The organism is Mariniflexile aquimaris, from assembly GCF_042676825.1.
In the GTDB taxonomy this organism is placed as follows: Bacteria; Bacteroidota; Bacteroidia; order Flavobacteriales; family Flavobacteriaceae; genus Mariniflexile; species Mariniflexile aquimaris.
Genome location: NZ_JBHTIB010000012.1, coordinates 139164 through 161288, shown reverse-complemented (window position 1 = coordinate 161288; position 22125 = coordinate 139164). Strand labels below are relative to the sequence as shown.

Here is a 22125-nt window from a genome sequence, read left to right as displayed (position 1 = left end):
CATTTATCAAACCAAAACTTTTGTGTTATTTAGAATTTCCCTAACCTCTGTTTTACAACTTCCGCAGCCCAAACCGGCGCCTGTTTTATTACACAGTTCGGTAAAGTTTGTGCAACCACCTTTAATGGCTTCTTCAATATTTCCTGCCCCTACCTGACTGCAAGAGCATACTAATTTGCCCAAAACAGGAACATCGTTAGAAACGCCTCGCAATAAGGTATTTCGCTTTTCAGACATTTCTATTTTACTTTCAATCATGGTTTTAAATTCGGCAAACTCATTTTTATCGCCCATTAAAACGGCACCAATCAATAAATCGTCTTTAACGATACATTTTTTATAATAGCGTTTAGAAATATCGGTGAAGATAACTTCTTCGTACGAATCGTCGTTTTCAGGAACATCAATATCACCGATGCTACATAAATTTAAATCGTTAAATTTCAGGATATTCATTAATACCGAACCGTTATAAGCTGAACTCACATCGCCTGCTATAAAGTTTGCTAAAATAGTAGCCTGCTCTTCTGCAGCTGAGGTAATTCCGAATAACTGATTATTAAATTCGGCTATTTCACCAATGGCAAAAATGTCTGGATGAGACGATTGTAAATGCTGATTCACCTTCACGCCACGGCTACATAAAATACCATTTTCTCTGGCGATTTCTACATTGGGGATGGTTCCAATAGCATACACAATGGCATTGGCAGTAATAAACTTACCACTCTTTAAGGTGATGTTTAATTCGCCGGTATCTTCATCATCAAACACGGTACTAACCTCATTATCAAAGTATATTTGAATGCCGCGTTCTTGCACATCTAAAGCCAATAACTTGCTGGAAACTTTATCTAACTGTCGCTCCATTAATCTGGAAGCACGCTGTATAATGGTGATTTTTACGTTTTTGTGCTTCATGGCTGCTGCCAACTCTAAACCTAATAGACCACCGCCGACAATCACTACATGTTGTTCTTCTGGCGGCAAGCCTGTAGCCTCTAAATAGGCTTTAAATTTGTCGGCATCATTTTTATTACGCATGGTAAAACGCCCTGGCAAATCTATTTGAACATCTTTAGGAATAAAAGCACGACTTCCTGTCGCCAGAATGAGTTTATTGAAGGTGTGTTGCTCACCATTGGTATCTGTAACGACTTTATTTTCTGAATCGATGGTACTGATGGAAGTCTCTGGATATACCTTAATGTTTAACTTGCCTAACTCCTTTTGTTTTATCTTAAGCAGTTGTTCCCAAGACAATTCTTCGGTAACGTATTCCGGCAACAATACCCTGTTATAGAATAAATTAGGCTCTTTTGAAAACACATGGATTTCATCAACCTCGTTAAATTCTCTATAATTCTGAACAAATCGGAACGCTGCAGCACCCGCACCAACAATGATTATTTTTTCGACTGCCTTTTTATATTTTGAAACCGAAACTCGTGTGAATTTAAAATCTGGTTCTTTAGAAATTGGATCGACCAGCGTATTGGTTAAATTGTTAGCTCTGTTTAAATCGCTTTGCAATTGTTTACCCCAATGCATTGGCAAAAACACACAGCCTTTTACAATGTTATCGGTAACTTTTGCGCGTACTCTAACAACGCCATTCTCACTTTTAATTTCGGTAATATCACCATCTTTAATTTTACTTAAATAGGCATCAACAGGATTGATTTCTAGAACAGGCGTTGGATAATGCGTTTTTAAGCGCGATACTTTCCCCGTTTTAGTCATGGTGTGCCATTGGTCGCGCACTCTCCCTGTTGTTAAAACCAATGGATACATTCCATTAGGTTGCATCGAGGTGTTTTCTATACTGGTTGCCACATTAAAAATGGCTTTTTGAGACGGTGTGTAAAACTTTTTATCTTGAAAAAGTCTTTGTGTTCCTGCATGGCGGTGTTCTGGTACCGGCCATTGGAAGGTGCCTTCACTTTTTAATCGGTCGTAATTAAGAAACGATATATCAATTTTAGTTCCTTTAGTCATGGAACAATATTCTTCGTAAATTTCTTCGGCACTGTTGAAGTTAAATCCGCGGAAGCCCATACGTTGTGCGAAATCGCAAAAAATCTCCACATCGGGTCTGGCTTCACCTGGCGCATTGATTTCCTTTGGTAAATAAGAAATGCGACGCTCAGAATTCGTCATAGTACCTTCCTTTTCCAACCAACCGGCAGCTGGAAGTACTAAATCGGCAAACGCGACAGTATCAGATTTATGCGAAATATCTTGAACCACCACAAACTTCGCGTTTTTCATGGCGCTCTCTATGCGATGCGTATTTGGCAAACTGACTAAGGGATTGGTACAAGCAATCCAAATAGCTTTTAATTTACCCGATTCTAAAGCATCAAACATTTCGGTAGCCGTTAAACCTGGTTTTGGTGAAATTTGATCGACGCCCCAAAATTGCGCTACCTCCCTACGGTGTTCTTCATTTTGTAAATCTTTATGAACTGCCAGTAAATTAGCCATTCCGCCTACCTCACGACCGCCCATGGCATTGGGTTGTCCGGTTAATGAAAACGGACCAGAACCGGGTTTACCAACCTGCCCAGTAATAAGCGACAAGTTTAATAACGCCGTATTTTTATCGGTACCCACAGCACTTTGGTTAAGCCCCATAGCCCACATGCTAATAAAGCCTTTTGAAAGCCCGATCATATCGGCGGCTTTTCGAATATCCGATTCTGGTACGCCGCATATTTTTGACGCATCTTTTACAGAAGTTGCAAAAATTTGTTCTTTATATGCTGAAAAGCCTTCGGTATAATTTTTAATAAAATCTTCGTCGATTAAACCGCGTTTATACAAACATCTCGCAATGGCATTGTATAAAATAATATCGGTTCCCGGAATTAATTGCAAATGCAAATCGGCAAAATTTGCAGAATCTGTTTTTCGCGGGTCGATGACAATAATTTTTACATGGGGATTTTTCTCTTTATGTTGCTCGATGCGTCTGAAAAGAATGGGATGGCACCACGCAGGGTTTGCGCCTGTAATTAAAAAACAATCTGCTAATTCGATATCTTCATAAGACACCGGAACGCTATCTTCTCCAAAGGTTTTTTTATAACCAACTACTGCCGAACTCATACACAAGCGCGAGTTCGTATCAATATTATTCGTTCCTAAAAAGCCTTTGGTAAGCTTGTTGGCAATGTAATATTCTTCGGTTAAACTTTGCCCGGATACATAAAACGCCACACTATCGGGTCCGTGTTTTTTAATAATGGATTTAAAAACACTTGCCGCTCTATCTAAGGCATCGTCCCAACTAACTCGCTCACGCGGATGCGAACGACTCCAGCGCATTTCTGGATATAAAATTCTATCGGAAGTGTCGTTAACTACGTAATGTAAATTCATGCCTTTAGAACACAGCATACCGCGATTCACAGGATGGTCTTTATCGCCTTCAACAAAAACCTTATCATTGTTATCTTTTTTAACAATAATACCGCAACCAACTCCACAATACGAACACGTGGTTTTTACTTCCTTTTTATGCATCTACAAATACGATTTATTACGAATTAAGACAATTTACTAACACAAAACAAATGCTAGGTTTATTATTACCAATACGCTAAAAATAACGCTTGATTTTTAAATATCTATAAAACTTAGTTTTTATAATCGGCTCTAACAGCAATCAATTCCGGACTCACATCCTCTAAATTAACTTCCTTAACCACCTCATCTTCAGTCGAAAAACGAATAGCTAGTGCTAATATTCCAGCCAATACCACTATAAAACCAATGATAAAATAGCCGCTAGAAACCGCACTAGAAGCAGCAGCTGATTGCGCTGATTTCATCACTTCTTCACCCAAGCCTTGATTGGTAGCAAGTGCCGCTTTTTCAGCCACAGCTGCTTTCGATTTTAATAACATGGCTGCTAAAAAGGCACCTACATTTCCGCCGGCACCCACAATACCCGAAACCGAACCAATGGCTTTTTTATTTATAAAAGGCACCACAGAAAAGGTTGCTCCTTCGGCCATTTGTACCGTTAAACTAAACATGATTAAGAATAGAATTCCTAAGTAAATACTTGTAGTTGTAGAAAATGTTACTAGCATAATACCTTCTAACGATAAGATGGCTGCCAAAAACAATACACGACCACGTAAACCTTTAAGTTTACCAAATTTATCGCCAAAGAAACCACCCAAAGTACGGGCAAAAATATTCATTAAAGCGAAAGATAACACGATGTTTCCTGCCGTAAGTCTGCTTAATTGAAAGGTGTTTTGCAAATAATCATCCATGGTACCATATACCGTAAGTTCAATACCAAAACAGGCAGCATATACAATGAAAAGGATCCAAGTTCTGTAATCTTTTATAACGGTTGAAAAACCAACTTTATCTTTTTTAGTGGTAACCGTTTCACCAGATTCTCTTAAATCTTTAAAGTTTCCTTCTGGCGTATCTTGTGTAAAAAAGTAATACACAATACCCATTAAAAAACAAACAATTCCCGCAATAACCATAGAATATCTCCACGCCTCTGCATCGGCAACCCCAAAACTAACAACTGCTGCAGCAATAAGTGGCATCCCTAAACGGTTAGCACCACCACCTAAATTACCCCAACCAGCAGATGTGGCATTGGCAGTTCCTACTACATTAGGCGCAAACATTAAAGACGTATGTACTTGCGTGATAACGAACGACGCACCAATAAAACCAATAAATAATCTACATATTAAAAATTGAAGTGGTGTTTGTACCAAACCACAAGCAATAACCGGAATGGCGCCTAATGTTAACAACCAGGTGTAACATAAACGTGGTCCGTATTTATCACATAATTTACCAATAAGTAATCTGGCAAACACGGTTCCAGAAACCGCTAATATGATAGAATTCCATTTTTGGGTAGGTGTTAAACCTAAATCGTTAACCACATCGGGCATAAACGGTACAATACCAAACCATGCGAAGAAACACATGAAGAATGATATAGACGTTATCCAAAATGTACGAATTGGAATGGATCTAAAGTTTAATAAATTTAATTTGGTAGCCTTAAGAGATGGTGTCGTTTTCATATTAAGTATATTTATACGTACAAAACTAAGTATATTTACTTAATTATAACTATTAAATACGTATTATTTGATAATTAATATGAGGTTGATAATTTTAGAAGATGGTTTTTGAGGAATTGATAAAAAAGAGATTGCTAAGTATAGGAAATTGATGAAATGAGTGATTGAGGTTGAGAGAATTTTTGGTGAAAATTGTTTTTGTAAGCATATATTTCAATAGGAAGATTGCCAAATTTTACTTAAAAGAAGTAAAATTTCCAATGACGCCTATTTTATAAACTTTTGATTAATAGATGGCAAAAATTCAGAATAGAAATATAAGTATTTAGCGTAGAAAGGCATGTTTGTTATTCAGACCTCACAGGTTTTAAAACCTGTGAGGTCTTTGATACCCTAAAATATTATCGTAAAAACATGAGACAAAAATGTGCTGCGATACTAACTAAACCAACTCAAACTCCTTAGCCTTATTACTTAGTTCCATAAGGTTTTTAACGTCTAGTTTTTTCATTAAATTAAAACGGTGTACTTCGGCGGTGCGTTTGCTTATTTGAAGTTCTTCGGCAATGTCTTTGTTGTTTTTTAACTGAAGTACCAGGTTTAAAATCTGTTTTTCCCGTTTGGTTAGATTGAACGGATCTTCTATTTGCTTTGGTTCTTCGGAAGTAGGCGTTGCTGTATTGCCGTTCACGAAATTATTCATAATAATTGCAGACACATCACCTGTAAAATATTTTCCGCCCGATGCTACTTTGTGTAATGCTTTTAGGAATTCTTCTTTACTGGCTCCTTTCAGCAAATACCCATCAGCACCCGCTTGAATCGCTTTTACTACGTATTCTTCAGAATCGTGCATAGACAATACAAGCGTTCTTACATCGTTATACAACTTATTAATTTCAGCAACGACTTCAATGCCATTCATTTCTGGCATGCGAATATCAACAATCAACAAATGTGGTTTGTTCTTTTTTATAACCTCTAGGGCTTCCACCCCATTAGAAGCTTCATCTACAACACGAATACCTTCCTGATCTTCTAAAAGTGCTTTGATGCCATCTCTTACTAAAACATGGTCGTCTGCTAAAACTACATTTATTATGCTCATAAAACCTACTTATCTAACCTGCAAGGTTTTGCAACCTTGTAGGTTTTTATTAAACTAAATCAATACTTACTTTATACCTAAAAGGTTTTTGAAAACTTTCAGGATTTAATTCCTTTTATACCTACAAGGTTTTTGAAACCTTGCAGGACTTGAAACCTTGTAAAACTGAAATATTAAGTACAAATTTACAAATAATTACGTAAATATACTTAATTACTTAATGGTATATTTAATGTAACACGGGTTCCTTTTCCTGGTTCTGAATTGAGAAACAATCGTCCGTCAATATATTTAATACGTTCTCGCATAAAGGTAAGCCCCATGCCGCCATCGCCATTTTTAACATGCTTTACTTTTGAAGGATCGAATCCTTTTCCGTTATCGTCTATAACGATACTTAGTATGTTTTCGCTATGCGATAAGGACACCAGGATATGTGTGGAGTCGGCATACTTAATAGCATTGTTTATGGCTTCCTGAACAATACGGTAAATATTTATTTCTACTAAGGAATCCAATCGCTGATTAAACTCTGTTTTATTAAAAAGCACGATGTTTTTACCTGTTAGTTTACCCAATTCCGACGTTAACTTCGTGATGGCTGGCACAATACCATGATCTGATAATTCTGGTGGCGTTAAATTAAAGGTCGCGGTTCTTACGCCCTTTATGATATTGGTAGTAAGTTCTTTTAAATGCTCAATTTTAGACGCTGTTTTATCAATATCTTTAATATCGATACTTTCTAAATTGTATTTTAGACCGGTAAGCATCTGCCCGATACCATCGTGTACGTCTTTCGCTATGCGGTTTTGCTCTTTTTCCTGGTTTTCAATAATCTGGCTGGAAACTATTTTTTGCTGATTAATTTTCTCCTCAAAACTTTCCTTAGTTAAGCGCGCTATTTCAAGTTGCGCCGCTTTACGCGCCGTTATTTCTGAAGCAATGATAAGCAGTTCCGATTTATCATCGGTTGGACTAAATGGAATAATGGCCATTTCTAACCAAACATCTTGCTTATCTTTGGTGGTTCCTTTTACTTCGCCCTGCCAACCTGTTTTCTTGTTTTTCGAAATTAAGTTTTCAATAGCTAACTGTTCGGTTTCGTTTATTGATAAAACTTCCGAAAAATTAGTGGTCATATTAAACTTGGTGAATTTAAACAGGCGCGAAAACTTTTTCCCGATGTGCACCAAGGCGCCATTGGGTGTAATTCTGGCAAACAAGAGCGTTTCGTCCATGGCATGACTCAAGGCACGCAATTCCTTAATGGACTTTTCTTTGGATATGGTTAACTCATCGGCATCAAAAGCCATTTTCTTCGCTTTCTTTTCGGCGATTAATAATTCCGCCAGTGTCGATTTAACCGATTTTGCCGTTGGCCAAAAAATGAATAAAAATTCACCCAACAATATTAGCAAGGTAAGCACCATTAACAGCATTTCCAAGGTGCGTAACCAAGTTACTTTGGCATCGGCTTCTACATCGTACTGGTTCACTATCTGATCCATGACCTGAAGAAAATGGCCTTCGTGCTGTTTCACCATGTCAACATCTTCCATAAAGGTGGAACGTGGTGCGGCGGGACTCATTTCAATTGTATTGATAATCGCTTTGGAAGCAGTACAAATACTATCGAACGTCGGGTTTAATTCTTCGAATTTTTGTTTAATGATAGCACTATTTTTTCCCGGCAATCCTAAACTATCATTCCCGTTTTGAAGTGCCTTATGCGATACCCCCCAAAGTTTTAGGGTTTGTTTTACTTTTTCTTTCTGCTCTAAACGCGCTTCAATGCTGTCTTCCGTAGCAAGTAATACAATTTCTTTGGTTAATTTCTGGCTTAACATTCGCTGTCTTCCCGCCACATTAATAACCGAAGAATCACTTTGCTGGTCGTTTAAATGCTTGCGTACCAAAAATTGACTCACAATTACCGAAAGCGCAATGGCACTTAACGCAATAATGTACAAACGGCTTAATCTATCAAAAGTGCGTTGATCTAATGAATTACCGTTTTTCGTCATTGTTTATTAAAGTATTTAAGAAATGGCCTGTTTTACAAGTGCCAAACTTTTATCTGAAAATTTAAGTTTTAGGGCTTCTGCATGTCCTTCTTCCGACATTTTAACCCAGGTTTTTTGAAGAATATCAATCACTTTTGCATCATCGTGCTTTTCGGCAAACTCTTCAAAATAGTAATCTAAAAACACCAAACAAATCACATCTTCAATAGTTTGGCTTTCTTCATTCTTTTTAATGAGTTTTTTATTGATCAAAAAGGATACACGCTCAATAAATTCGTCGTCATAACCCACTTCTTTTAAAATATCTGCTGTAATTTCAGCATGCATTTTTTTAAGGGTTTCACGCCATTTTAAATACCCTACTCGATCCATTGGGTACTCATCTCTGGCAATTTTCCAACGGCAAATATGTTGCGCTCTTGCTGCAATTTGAAGTGCTCTGGAAGCATCCGGTTTAAACTGCAATAACTTTTGAGACATGCGTTGCGAATACAATAATTCTTTAGGAAAATCCAATCCACAAGCATGGTAAACATTCGGATCTTCAGAATTTTTTTTATCTATTAATGCAATGGCTGTTTCAAAACGTGTTGGTTTCATGATGTGTACGTATTATTGGTTAATCTGAAAAGCCAATATACACATTTCCGCTTTCAATTTTAACAGGATACACTGCAATTTTTAAATCATCACCACCTAAATTACTACCGTCTTCCAACGAAAAATTCTTTTTATGCATCGGGCAAGCCACTTTAGCAACGCCTTCTTTGTCGCCAATCATCCCCAACGACAAAACCATTTCCATTTTATGCGGACATAAGTTTTGGCAGGCATACCACTTGTCTTTTCTGGCGAAGTTATACACCGCTATTTGCTTGGTTTTGTACTTAATGCAGGCACCGCTGTTTTCAGGAAAATCCGAAACCATACCCACTTCAAACCACGTTTTTACCTCTGCTTCTGTAACCGATTGATATTGTTCAAGAATATTTTGCATATCTATTTTTTTGTTGATTTGTTGATTTGTTGATTCGTTTAAGTGTTACAAACAATTAAACAAATCCTCTTAATTTCATTCTTTTTATTTGGGTTCCTTTTACTTATACCTACAAGGTTTTTAAAACCTTGTAGGAGCGTAAAAGTTGGGCTTTACGCTATATCTTTTTTGTGTTTAACCCTTCGACTCCGCTCAGGGTGACAAAAAAAGAATTTCTCCCGACGCTTCGGCACAATCCCTAACGCGGAACAATTGATAATTGATAATTGATAATTGTCAATTGACCTACCACGCCTTCGGCATCTTCTGGTCACGCATTGGAACAAACACCAAGTTATCATCTGTATCATCCGAATTCACAAAATGTTTGAAACGTTTTGCCATATTCGGGTCTTCAATAGCTTGTTTCCATTCACATTCATATTTGTTAACCAGCCCTTGCATTTCTTGTTCTAATTCTTCAGCAATACCTAACGAATCTTCAATAACTACTTTCTTCAAGTACTCAATACCACCATCTAGTTTTTCTAACCAAGGTGCAGTTCTAACTAAAGGACCCGCGGTACGTATGTAGAACATTAAGAATCTATCTAAGTATTTTATAGCTGTGGCATCATCCAATTGTTCTGCAAAAAGAATGGCGTGTTTTGGTGTAGCACCACCGTTTCCACATACATATAAGTTCCAACCACCTTCAACAGCAATCAATCCGAAATCTTTTCCTCTAGCTTCGGCGCATTCTCTAATACAACCCGAAACGCCTCCTTTTAATTTATGTGGCGAACGTAAGCCTTTGTAACGGTCTTCAATTTCTATGGCAAAGGTTACACTTTCATGCATACCGTAGCGACACCAGGTAGAACCTACGCAACTTTTCACCGTTCTTAACGATTTTCCGTAAGCATGTCCGCTTTCAAAACCAGCATCAATTAATTCTTTCCAAATAAGTGGCAATTCGTGTAACTGCGCACCGAATAAATCGATACGTTGTCCACCAGTGATCTTCGTATATAAATCGTATTTTTTAGCAACTTCACCAATCACAATCAACTTGTCTGGTGTAATTTCACCACCCGCAATTCTTGGCACTACCGAATAGGTTCCATTTCGTTGAATGTTTGCTAAGAAACGGTCGTTGGTATCTTGAATAGCCACTTGTTTATTTGGCGTTTCCATAGTAATGGTAGCGAAAATAGACGCCAATGCTGGCTTACAAACCTCACAACCATCGCCTTCACCAAATAGGTTCAGCGCTTCGTCGTAATCTTTAACTTTATTAACTTTTATCAAATCGTAAAGCTCCTGACGGTTAAAGCTAAAGTGCTCGCAAAGCGTTTCTTTAACTTCTTTTCCTAAGGATTTTAAAGTTTCGTTTACCAAATCAACCACCATAGGTTTACAACCACCACAACCAGAGGTTGCTTTGGTTTTTGCAATCACATCGCCTAAATTCTGGCAACCGCCTTCAGTAATGGACGAGCAAATCATGCCTTTGGTAACACTTTCACACGAACATACTTGCGCAGCATCAGGAATATCCATCACACTTCCAAACGACGACCCGCCTTCACCTCTGCTTCCTAAAATCAATTCTTCAGCATCTTCAGGAATTGGCAATCCGTTTAAATATATTTGATGGAACATGTTATAATCAGACGCATCCCCAACTAAAATACCTCCTAAAAGGCTTTTCCCATCGTGACTGATATTAATACGCTTATATAAATTCTTCGTTTTGTTTTCGTAAATAATAGAATACCCTTTTTCAACAGGCATAAACGGCTCGCCGTAACTTGCTACATCAACACCAATTAGTTTTAGTTTGGTTGACATATCAATATCTTGTGCCATCACAACCTCAGCATCTCCTAAAATTTGGTTTACGGCAACACCTGCCATATCGTAACCTGGAGCAACCAGACCGTATATCATTTGGTTATACAAAGCAACTTCACCAATCGCATAAATTTCAGGATCCGAAGTTTGCATCCTATCGTTCACCACAATACCACCGCGCGTACCCATTTCTAAAAAACAGGTTTTTGCTAGTTCGTCACGCGGACGTATCCCTGCTGAAATAACCAACATTTCAACATCAATTTTATCATATTCACCAAACTCCATTCCTGAAATACTCTTGTCTCCAAGAATTTTATTGGTAGCTTTTGATAGGTGTATATTAATCCCTAAAGACTCTAACTTTTCTTGTAAAACCTTACTAGCTCTGGTATCTAACTGACGTGGCATTAGTTTGTTTGCAAACTCAACTACATGCGGCTCAAAGCCCATATCCATAACCGCTTTCGCAGCTTCTAAGCCTAACAAACCACCACCTAATACAGCCGCTTTTATGGCCTCATTTTTTCTGCCCTTTTTAAGTTTAGCAGCGTATTTAAGCATTGCTTCTAAATCTTCAATGGTTCTGTAAACAAAAATACCTTGCTTCTCTACACCCGGAATATTAGGTACAAAAGGCGCAGATCCTGTTGCTAATACTAAGTAATCATACTTATAATTAAGGTCTTTAGAGGTAGTTACTTTTTTAGAAACACGATGAATGGCTGTAATTCGCTCGTCGGTAACTAATTCAATACCGTGTTCTTCGTACCATTCTCTAGGCGCCATTTCTAAAGCCTTGGCATCTTTATTCTGAAAAAACTCGCTTAAATGTACCCGATCGTAAGCTGGTCTTGGTTCTTCACCAAAAACAGTTAACTGAAACTTTTTATCTTCTGCTAATGCTACAAATTTTTCACAAAACTTGTATCCTACCATACCATTACCAACAACAATAATTCTTTTCATCAGTTAAATATTAAAAATTTAGTGTTAGTTGCACTTTACAACTACGTAATTCTTTTACAAATCTAAGTATTTTTACTTATTTTTAAGTATAAATAACTAACATTTTTAATAAACGGGCAATAATTAACGATTTCGCAAAATGACATGAATTTTATTAAGTATTAAGTAAATTTTGGGAAATAGAATTAGTAAAGCATTAATAAACGCGACACCAATACAGACACCTTAACTGATAATAGCACCTAAAAATTAAACTAAATAGCTTGTGTTTTTATAAACTCTAACGCGCGTTTTTCGTTGTAATAAATATTTTTCTTATCAATAAATCCTACGTGCCCGCCATGATTTGGCATTTCTAAATACAAGTTCTGATTATTTTTAGCTTCTTTAACAGGGTAGCATTCTGCTGACAAAAAAGAATCGTTTAATGCATTGATAATAAGGGAAGGTGTCTTTATTTTCGGAAGAAATTGAAGACAACTACATTTCTCATAATAATCTTCGGCGTTTTTAAATCCGTGTGCTCTAGAGGTGTATACATTATCAAAATCGTATAAAGTTTTTATAGATTCAATTTCTTTGATACTCAAATCTTCTGCAAACCGTTTTTGCTTAATTTTTAATCGGTCGACTAAGTGTTTTTTAAACCTTTCGTGAAATAATATATTTTTAAATGCATGTAATTCTTTAGCAGAACCCGATAAATGACATGGTACCGAAATTGCCACAGCAGCTTTTATTTCTGTGGGAACCAACGTGCGTTCTCCTAAATATTTTAGAACAATATTTCCACCCAAACTAATGCCCTTTAAATAAATTTCTGAATACTTCTTATTTAAAATGGCGTGATTAATAACCGCTTCTAAATCTTCGGTAGCGCCAGAATGGTAACTTCTGTACAGTAAATTATCTTCGCCACTGCAACCTCTAAAATTTACGCATACCGCATCCATATGATTGTTGTTAAACAATTTAGCAGCTCCAGTAACGTAGGGTCTTTGTGCATGCCCTTCTAAACCATGAAGTAAAATGATGAGCTTGTTTGATTTTTCGTTTGAATAACTCCAATCTAAATCTAAAAAATCGCCATCGGGTAATGTGATGCGCTCGCGTTCTTGCTGTAAGCTTACTTTGCGAACCAAGCCTGAATAAACGGTTGAAACAAATCCCTTTTTAACAAAGAATGGTGGTTTATAGGTGGATTCTATTACTGGCATGTTTTATGGGTTTTGGGTGTTAGGTGTTGGGTTCTAGGTTCTAGATGGTTAGATGGTTAGATGTAAAATTATTGATTATTGATTATTGCAAATTGCTAATTGTCAATTGTCAATTGCTAATTGTTAATTGTCAATTGTTAAACTTGTAAATTTAAAATCTGTTCCGTTAAAAAGGCCTTTGTCGCTTAATTTTAGCGACGGAATTACCAACAATGCCATAAACGACAAAGTCATATAGGGTGCGTGCAGCTTACTGCCCAATTGTTTTGCCAAAGTATCTAATACAGCATATTGTTCTCCAATAGTTTTTCCATCTTTATCACTCATAATTCCGGCGACTGGTAAGGACACAATTTTTGCTTCCGAATCGCTCACGGCGCAAATACCGCCTTTATTTTCAATAATTAAATTAACCGCTTTACAAATGGCTTCATCTGAAACACCTACCGCAATGATATTATGCGAATCGTGACCAACAGACGACGCAATAGCCCCTTCTTTCAGTCCGAAATTTTTAATAAATGCCACGGCTGGTTTTTCATCCCGATGGCTATCGGGATTATAGCGATTAACAACCGTCATCTTCAAGATATCTGTATCTGTATTCGAAACCAGATTGTCATCAACAATTAATGTGTTTTCAATTAATTCGTTAGTAACCAATTGCCCTTCTAAGGCTTCAATCACCCTGATTTTTGCTTGTCCTGAGCGCAGTCGAAGGGTTGATGAAGATGCCACTCTAAAATCTGAAACCTCCTTTTTATTACAATTAAAATTATTTAGATTTTTAAAGCTTACGGGTTTGATTAACGATTCACCATTATTGAAAACCAACTCGCCATTTATAAAAGTTTGAAGCGTTTTAAAATTTGTTAAATCTTCAACTACAATACAATCGGCAGCATCACCAACTTGTAACAATCCCACCTCTAAATTATAATGTTTTACGGGATTAAAACAGGCCATTTGCAACACCTTAAACACATCAATACCTTTTTCCACCGCTCGCGCGCAAAGCTTGTTTATATGGTTGATTATTAAGTCGTCAGGATGCTTATCATCACTACAAAACATCATATTTTCAAAATACTCTGGAACTAAATCTATTAAAGCATCAAAATTTTTAGCGGCACTTCCTTCGCGAATTAAAATTTTCATGCCTTTTTGAAGTTTTTCTAATGCCTCTTCGTAAGTAAAACACTCATGGTCGGTAGTAATTCCAGCGTTGATGTACTTGGTGATCGCGTCACCTCTCAATCCGGGTGCATGCCCATCCACAGGTTTTCCATATTTTTTTGCCCAATCAATTTTCTTTAAAACCTCGGCATCATCAAACAGAACGCCTGGGTAATTCATCATTTCTGTTAAATATTTGATATCGGGATTTTCTAAAAGCAGTTTTACGGCATCAGAATCTATTACTGCGCCAGCCGATTCGAAAGTGGTTGCCGGCACACAAGATGGCGCACCAAAATTAAATTTAAACGGTACTTTTTTACCATTGTCAATCATAAATTCAACCCCCTCAACACCTAAAACATTGGCTATTTCGTGCGGATCTGAAACCGTTGCCACCGTACCATGCGTTACTGCCAAACGCGCAAATTCACTGGGCACCAACATAGAACTTTCTATGTGTATGTGGGCATCAACAAAACCTGGAAGAATATAGGTTTCGTTAGTATGTTCCTTTTCAATAATTGATGCAATTTTTCCATTTTCAAAAGTGATTTCACCTTTAAAAACGCGCTTGTTTTGTATGTCGACTATTTGCCCTTGTAGCTTCAAATTATATGATTTTATTAATGAGACACTTCGACTGCGCTCAGTGTTACAAATTATTTCAATTCAACTTTTAATATTTGCTTTGTGTTTTCGGTGACTTTAAATCTGTTGTCTGCTCGTTTCCCAATCACCCAAACAATGTTATCTTCAGAACACAGTAACCAGGCATTTTCTTTATCTAATAAGGAATATTTTTCGTCTTTAAAGTACTTACTTAGCTTCTTTTTCCCTGTCATTCCTAAGGGATAAAAAACATCGCCTTTTTCCCATTTTCTGATGGTTAACGGAAACTTAACACGATCTTTATCAATATATATTACAGATTTATCGGTTTCCGTAATGGCATCAACATCATTAATCAATAGCGCCCCAAAAGGCGTATTCACAACCTTGTCTGACTCCAAAATAGTGATGATATGACTTTTATTATTCTGAATTTCACTCAGTAATAAACAGGTTCGATCTTTTATCAAACGATGCGAATGCGATTGTACATATTTACCAGACTGCGCATCTAATAAAGCAAACACATCTTGCCACTCTGTAAAACCAAAATCTTTTAAAAGCTCGTATAAATACGCTTTGGGATGACCTAAATTTTTTATTTCGCTAATATTCAAAGAAAAGGTATAATCGTCTATTGGCTTGATAACTTTAGGAATTACCTCTGCTATTTTATCATCTACAATACATTTTGTTCTATTTAAAAACAATTGCGTTTTGGCGAAATTTTGTAACAACTGCGGGTTAATTTCTTTAAGAATAGGAATCACATCATGACGTAATTTGTTTCTTAAATATTTTGTAGAAATATTGCTGCTGTCTTCTCGCCACTCCAACTTATGAGCTCTGGCATAGGTTTCGATGTCTTCTCTTGTAAAACTTAATAGTGGCCTTACCACATTATTATTAACTGCCGGAATGCCTAATAAACCATCTAATCCGGTTCCTCGCGTTAGATTTATCAAAAACGTTTCGAGGTTATCATCGGCATGATGCGCCGTTAAAATATATTCAAAATGAAGTTGTTCGGTAAGTTCGGCAAACCATTGATATCTTAAAACCCTTGCTGCCATTTGAATACTTATCTTTTCATCCTCGGCAAACAATTTAGTTTCAAAACTTTCAATAAACACTTCCAAATCTAAATCTTCGGCAAGTTGTAAAACAAAATCTTCGTCGGCATCACTTTCCTTTCCGCGTAAATTAAAATTACAATGTGCTAACGCAACATTTAAACCCAGTTTACAACATAAATGCGTTAACACGACGCTGTCTAAACCTCCAGAAATAGCGATAAGAAGCTTACTCGATTTTAAGAACGAAAGCTTTGAATTTAATTGGTCTTGCAGTTGAATAAGCATGCCTCAAATATACAACTTTGGCTATTTAAATACATATTATCAGTTATTTTAAAATGACATTCATCATACGAGTTTCTTAATAATTTAGTAACTTTAGAAATAGATTTTTAAATTAAAAATTATGGGCTCAATAGATAAACTTAACGAAAAAGCAACACAAGCTGCTTTCGACAAAAAAGTAGTTTCTGCATCTCAACAGCTACATCCTTATGTAAAACACCGACTTTATATAGCGCAATCAATGGGAGTTATACCAAAAAACATGTATTCTTCTAGTGGTGTTATTGATGAAGGAATCGCCAAATTTTATGAAAATGGGTACGACATTGATATTGAACCTAATGCTTTAAAACTAAAGCTATTTAAGTTTGTTGATAACGAATTAGATGCCATTTTTAAAAAAGAGGATTTTCATAAAAACACGGTTAGCACCAATGCTATTTTAGAAGAAGAATTAGATGCTTTAGAAGAAAAATATACCATTGATGACGGTTTTGACTTTGTGATGAATGATGAGTTAAATGATATTTCTTATCAACAAGACCGCAAACACAAACACTTGTTTGTATATGATGAAGATGAAAACTCTGTATTATCGGCCTTTGATGCAGATGATGTTGCCGAAAATAAAACAAAAGAATTATTGGGTGGCATTTATAGCTGGCTGCCACTAAATGTATCTGGCGTTATTGATTTACTTGTTTTTGGAAAATTAAATTTTGAAGAAATAGCGAAAGTAAAATCTATTGAGGTTAAGCGTGTAGAATTTATTTACGAAGAGGTTAAAAACAAATTTAAAGACCATTTAGATTAATCTTCTAAAACCTGTCGCATGGCTTTGGCTTTAACCAAACATTCTTCATATTCTTTATGTGGATCGCTTTTAGCGGTAATAGCGCCACCTACAGAATAAGACACGTATTTTTTTGTTTCATTATATAAAATACTGCGAATCACCACGTTAAAATCGAAATCGCCCGTAGGAGAAAAATAGCCCACCGCGCCAGAATAGAGTCCGCGTTTCGTTTCTTCTAAGGCTTCAATAATTTTCATTGCTGAAATTTTTGGAGCACCTGTCATGCTGCCCATCGGGAACGTACTTTTTATAATATCGATTGGATGAGCTGTTAATTCTACTTTCGATTTAACCGTAGAAATCATTTGATGAACCTGATCGAATGTGTAAATTTTACAAAGTTCTTCAACCTCAACACTGCCTTTAATGGCTGTTTTAGATAAATCGTTTCGAACCAAATCTACAATCATGATATTTTCACTGCGTTCTTTATCATTGTTCAACAATTCGTTCTTTAATTTTAAATCTTCCGCTTTATTTAATGAGCGTTTTGCAGTTCCTTTAATTGGTTGCGAAACGATTGTAGTTCCTTCCTTTTTTAAATAGCGCTCTGGTGAGGCAGACAATAAATACTTATCGTTACACTTTAAAAAGGTGGCAAATGGCGGGTTAGAAATTGCGTTAAGCTTGTTGTATGTTTCTAACGGATTTATTTCGGTGTTTTCGGCATAAAACTCCTGACAAAAATTAGCTTCATAAATATCACCTCGATGAATATGAGCGAGCATTTTGTTAATTTTTTCGAAATAGTCGTCTTTATGAATTCGGAGTTTTATTTTGATATTGTTTACGACCCCTCGACTTCGCTCGGGGTGACCCACAACTTCACTTTTAATCGCTTTTAAATCACTTTCAAATGCATCATCAACCATTTTTAAATACTGCATTTCTATTTGGTTGCCTTTAATAAAAAAGAGTTTTTTAGGTTGAAAAAAATACAAATCAGGAAACTCCAAGCCATCAAAATTCTGTGAAATCAAGGTTTCAACAGCGTTTTTCAAATCATAAGTTAAGTACCCAAAAATCCAATCTTTTGTTATGGTTTGGTATTCTTTTAAGTGCTCGAAAGCCTGTAAATAATCGGTTTTAATACTGGTAAAAGCGTCTACCGCCAACACAGCATCGTAGTTGGAATACGCTTGATTGTAATTATTGGAATCTAACCAGATCACATCATCAAACTGTTGCGCCCATGTAACTAGCTGCTGCTTAAACATTTCTGGGTTTTGGGCGGTATGATGGTAGGTTGTTCTCAATTTAAACGTCTTATAAATCCCATTTTATTAAATCTACTTTTTGTGCAACTTGCTATATCTCTCTTAGCAATCAAAATTATTTGATTCAGAAAATATGCAACCATTTAAAAATTTAAGCCGTAAAGTTAGTTAGATTCCTTAAAAATTTGCAAGTTTTGTACTTTAGTTTAAAATAACATGTTATGCACACGCTCGAAAATAGTCAACTTAAAATTACAGTAAACACTGTTGGTGCCGAATTATGCAAAATAACGTCGGTTAAAAATAATACCGAATTTATGTGGGATGCCAACCCAAATGTTTGGGGAAGTTTTGCTCCTAACCTATTCCCAATTATTGGCGCATTAAAAGAAGACACTTATATTTTTGAGGATAGCAATTACGCATTACCAAAGCATGGTATGGTTAGAAACAACAAATCGGTGGTATTGCACGAACAAACAGCCAATAGCTTAACCTATAGGCTGGCGTTTAGCGAAGCATCTTTAAAAATATATCCGTTTAAATTTGAATTTTTAATCACCTATAAACTTGTCAATAATACTATTGAAGTACTGCATACAGTTAAAAATGTAGATGATAAACCTTTGTACTTCTCTGTTGGTGGACACCCAGCTTTTAAATGTCCTGTTTTTGAAAATGAAGTTTATGAAGATTATTTTTTAGAATTCGAACATATTGAAAACTCTAAAACACATCTTATTAATATGGAAAATGGATTGATTTCTGATGCAACAAAACCCATATTTAACAATACCAATAAGCTACCGTTAACCCATAATTTATTTAACGAAGATGCGCTAATTTTTAAAGATTTAAAGTCGAAAAAAGTGGCATTAAAAAGTAAAACTCATGGTGAAGTACTTTCAGTTAGCTATAAAGATTTCCCATATTTAGGTATTTGGGCAAAACCAACGGGCGATTACGTCTGTATTGAACCTTGGCTAGGAATAGCTGATAATGTAAACACGAATCAAGATTTTAAAACCAAGGAAGGCATCATAAAATTGGATGCGGGCAAAACGTTTGAAGCTAGCTACTTTATTGAAATTCATGAGAGTTTAGTCTAAATAGAATTTTAAGCGTAACTTTGCCAGCTAAATTGCACACTGTGACTTTTCAAGATTTAAATTTAAATACACCTTTATACAACGCCTTAAACGATTTAGGCTTTACTACACCTACGCCTATTCAAGCGGAAGCATTTAATGTAGTGAGTTCTGGCACCGATATGGTGGGCATTGCACAAACTGGTACTGGTAAAACCTTTGCCTACATGTTGCCGATTTTAAAAAATTTAAAGTTTTCAACCCAAGAAACACCTCGTATTCTAATTTTAGTCCCTACGCGCGAATTGGTTGTGCAGGTTGTAGAAGAAATTGAAAAACTTGCCAAATATATAAATACCCGAGTACTTGGGGTTTATGGTGGCACCAATATAAACACTCAAAAACAAGCCATTGCCGATGGTTTAGACATTTTGGTTGCAACACCCGGAAGATTTTACGATTTAGCTTTAAGCAGAGTATTACAGCTAAAATCGATACAAAAACTGGTGATTGATGAAGTAGATGTGATGCTCGATTTAGGTTTTAGACATCAGTTAATTAATATTTTTGATATTCTTCCAGAAAAAAGACAGAACATCATGTTTTCTGCGACCATGACTCATGACGTTGATGTGCTGATTAACGATTTCTTTAAAAGTCCGGAGCGTGTTTCAATCGCGGTTTCTGGAACACCTCTAGAAAATATTGCACAATCACGTTACGATGTTGCTAATTTTTATACCAAAGTTAATTTACTGAAATACCTGTTGCAGGATACTGAAACATTCAACAAAGTGTTAATTTTCGTTTCACAAAAACGAATGGCAGACCGTTTATTCGAGAAATTAGACGAATTTTTTCATGAAGAATTATGTGTGATTCATTCCAATAAAACACAGAATTACAGACTTCGAAGTATCGAGCAATTTAGAAACGGCATGAATCGTATTTTGGTAGCTACCGATGTTATGGCTCGTGGTTTAGATATTGATAACATTTCTCATGTTATTAATTTTGATACTCCTGAATATCCAGAAAATTACATGCATCGCATTGGAAGAACGGGTCGTGCAGAACGCCAAGGGGCATCTATTGTGTTTTCGACAGAAAATGAACAGGAATATATCGAACAAATTGAGGCATTGATGAAAATGTCTATTCCGAAAATAGATTTTCCTGAAGACGTTGAGATTTCTACAGAATTAATTGAAGAAGAGCGTCCACAAATAAAAGAACACTACAACCCCATTAAACGCACCGATGAAAATGCGCCTGGACCTGCTTTTCATGAGAAAAAAGATAAAAACAAAAAAGAAAATTTAGGAGGCTCGTATAAATTTAAAATTGCTGCGAAATACAAAAAGCCTAAGACTCGAGGGGATAAGAATTATAATAAGCGGAAAAAGAAGTAGTATTCGGTCGCAGTCACAGTTTTCAGGAAGTCCATTTTAAAATTTTATATTTTAAAGACCATAAAAAAGGTATCTAATTTCAGTTTACCTTTACTCCTTTTTATTGATATCTAATACAGGAATTTTAACAATTTCGAAGGTTGCTGATGCTAACAACACTTTTCCGTTTGTTGCTTCGATGCGTTGACCAATTATTTCGTTTAATCGGTGTTTGGTTCCTCGTCGTTTTTTATAGTCTACAATGTATCTTAAATTAAAAGAAACCCAATTATCGGTTAACGTAATGGCTAGTGTGGGGTCTACAACGGCATCTTCAATATAATATTTATCGACTACTTTTTTCCAATCGGTAATCGATTCCTGAACATATTCAGAAAGATGTTCGGTAGCGACACTAATAATTATAGATTTTGCCAATTCAATATCCGACCCATAGCGAATAGGTAAATTAAATTCATCCCACACAAAAGGAAAATCTTGCGAATAATTATAAACTGGTCCGCGAAACACAAAAGCATTACTTAGTTTAACAATTCTACCGCTGTAATTATCGCTAGACACCCACTGCCCTATTTCCATCATCGTTGTATAAATGCTGTCAACATCAATTACATCGCCTTTTATACCATTAATTTCTATTCTATCTCCTGGTTTATAAACACGAACAAAAAATATGTAAAACGACCCTGCAATACTCAGAATTAATTCTTGCAAGGTAATAGTGATTCCCGCCGATAACAGTCCAATAGCCAAACCAAAATCTTTGATATTACCAGTGAAATATGAAATTGATATTCCGATTAAGAGAATAAATCCGAATATTTCAATTCCTTTTTGAGATTTATAACGAACAGAGGTGTCTCGAAATATATATTTTAAATAGCGTTTGAAAAAAGCAATAAGAGAAAACACCAAAACAATCCATATAAAGTATTTTAATACCTTCACAGATGTTGGATTTTCAAGCATCCAATTTTTTACACTTTCAAAAATATCCATGTTATTTAATTAAAACAACAATCCTTTTTGGGTCGAAAAACAAACTTTCAACCCTATTCAATAAAGTTACTTCTTTAATACATGAAAATCAACATTTAAAGCAAAAATAAATCCCTTTTAAGGATCAACAAAAAAGGGATTAAAGTCTTATAGATATGTTGAAGATAACTAACCT

At 35.9% G+C, this 22125-nt stretch carries 15 protein-coding genes; 3 read left to right on the top strand and 12 right to left on the bottom strand.

All coding sequences use genetic code 11. From position 1 onward, the window contains the following. Positions 1-6: 6 nt before the first annotated feature. From ACFQ0I_RS08740 to tilS, 10 genes are all read right to left on the bottom strand, one after another. Positions 7-3528, bottom strand: coding sequence for a molybdopterin-dependent oxidoreductase (locus tag ACFQ0I_RS08740; protein ID WP_379941330.1), 3522 nt, complete (start codon positions 3526-3528; stop codon positions 7-9). A 113-nt stretch (positions 3529-3641) separates the two neighbouring features. Further along, positions 3642-5075 (bottom strand): MFS transporter, encoded by a 1434-nt coding sequence (locus tag ACFQ0I_RS08735; protein WP_379941328.1) that lies wholly within the window; start codon positions 5073-5075, stop codon positions 3642-3644. A gap of 442 nt (positions 5076-5517) precedes the next feature. Beyond that, positions 5518-6183 (bottom strand): response regulator transcription factor, encoded by a 666-nt coding sequence (locus ACFQ0I_RS08730; protein WP_379941326.1) that lies wholly within the window; start codon positions 6181-6183, stop codon positions 5518-5520. Positions 6184-6392: 209 nt separating this feature from the next. Next, on the bottom strand, positions 6393-8210 hold the full coding sequence (locus ACFQ0I_RS08725) for a sensor histidine kinase (protein WP_379941324.1): 1818 nt from the start codon (positions 8208-8210) through the stop codon (positions 6393-6395). A gap of 15 nt (positions 8211-8225) precedes the next feature. After that, positions 8226-8810 (bottom strand): DUF4202 domain-containing protein, encoded by a 585-nt coding sequence (locus ACFQ0I_RS08720; protein ID WP_379941322.1) that lies wholly within the window; start codon positions 8808-8810, stop codon positions 8226-8228. 19 nt (positions 8811-8829) lie between these two features. Beyond that, the gene (gene nirD, locus ACFQ0I_RS08715) at positions 8830-9207 is read right to left on the bottom strand and encodes a nitrite reductase small subunit NirD (protein ID WP_379941320.1); all 378 of its coding nucleotides are present in this window, start codon (positions 9205-9207) and stop codon (positions 8830-8832) included. Between the two features lie 285 nt (positions 9208-9492). Then, on the bottom strand, positions 9493-12012 hold the full coding sequence (gene nirB / locus ACFQ0I_RS08710) for a nitrite reductase large subunit NirB (RefSeq protein ID WP_379941318.1): 2520 nt from the start codon (positions 12010-12012) through the stop codon (positions 9493-9495). A 254-nt stretch (positions 12013-12266) separates the two neighbouring features. Continuing rightward, positions 12267-13229: a YheT family hydrolase gene (locus ACFQ0I_RS08705; protein ID WP_379941316.1), complete on the bottom strand. Its 963-nt coding sequence runs from the start codon at positions 13227-13229 to the stop codon at positions 12267-12269. Positions 13230-13352: 123 nt separating this feature from the next. After that, complete coding sequence (gene ade, locus ACFQ0I_RS08700) at positions 13353-15017, bottom strand: adenine deaminase (protein ID WP_379941314.1); 1665 nt, start codon at positions 15015-15017, stop codon at positions 13353-13355. 50 nt (positions 15018-15067) lie between these two features. Further along, positions 15068-16378: a tRNA lysidine(34) synthetase TilS gene (gene tilS / locus ACFQ0I_RS08695; RefSeq protein WP_379941312.1), complete on the bottom strand. Its 1311-nt coding sequence runs from the start codon at positions 16376-16378 to the stop codon at positions 15068-15070. 121 nt (positions 16379-16499) lie between these two features. Between tilS and ACFQ0I_RS08690 the strand changes: the two genes are divergently transcribed. Next, positions 16500-17192 carry a hypothetical protein gene (locus ACFQ0I_RS08690; protein WP_379941310.1) on the top strand — a complete coding sequence of 231 codons (693 nt, stop codon included), beginning with the start codon at positions 16500-16502 and terminating at the stop codon, positions 17190-17192. Here the strand turns inward: ACFQ0I_RS08690 and pabB are convergent. After that, positions 17189-18490: an aminodeoxychorismate synthase component I gene (gene pabB / locus ACFQ0I_RS08685; protein WP_379941308.1), complete on the bottom strand. Its 1302-nt coding sequence runs from the start codon at positions 18488-18490 to the stop codon at positions 17189-17191. The two genes, ACFQ0I_RS08690 and pabB, sit on opposite strands and share 4 nt — an antisense overlap. A gap of 182 nt (positions 18491-18672) precedes the next feature. Here pabB and ACFQ0I_RS08680 point away from each other — a divergent pair, with 182 nt between their 5' ends. Both ACFQ0I_RS08680 and ACFQ0I_RS08675 read left to right on the top strand, forming a co-directional pair. Further along, positions 18673-19560 carry an aldose 1-epimerase family protein gene (locus ACFQ0I_RS08680; protein ID WP_379941306.1) on the top strand — a complete coding sequence of 296 codons (888 nt, stop codon included), beginning with the start codon at positions 18673-18675 and terminating at the stop codon, positions 19558-19560. Positions 19561-19601: 41 nt separating this feature from the next. Further along, positions 19602-20951, top strand: a complete 1350-nt coding sequence (locus ACFQ0I_RS08675) for a DEAD/DEAH box helicase (RefSeq protein WP_379941304.1) — start codon at positions 19602-19604, stop codon at positions 20949-20951. 90 nt (positions 20952-21041) lie between these two features. On the opposite strand, the gene ACFQ0I_RS08670 is transcribed toward ACFQ0I_RS08675, so the two are convergent. Continuing rightward, complete coding sequence (locus tag ACFQ0I_RS08670; RefSeq protein ID WP_379941302.1) at positions 21042-21950, bottom strand: mechanosensitive ion channel family protein; 909 nt, start codon at positions 21948-21950, stop codon at positions 21042-21044. Positions 21951-22125: the final 175 nt, after the last annotated feature.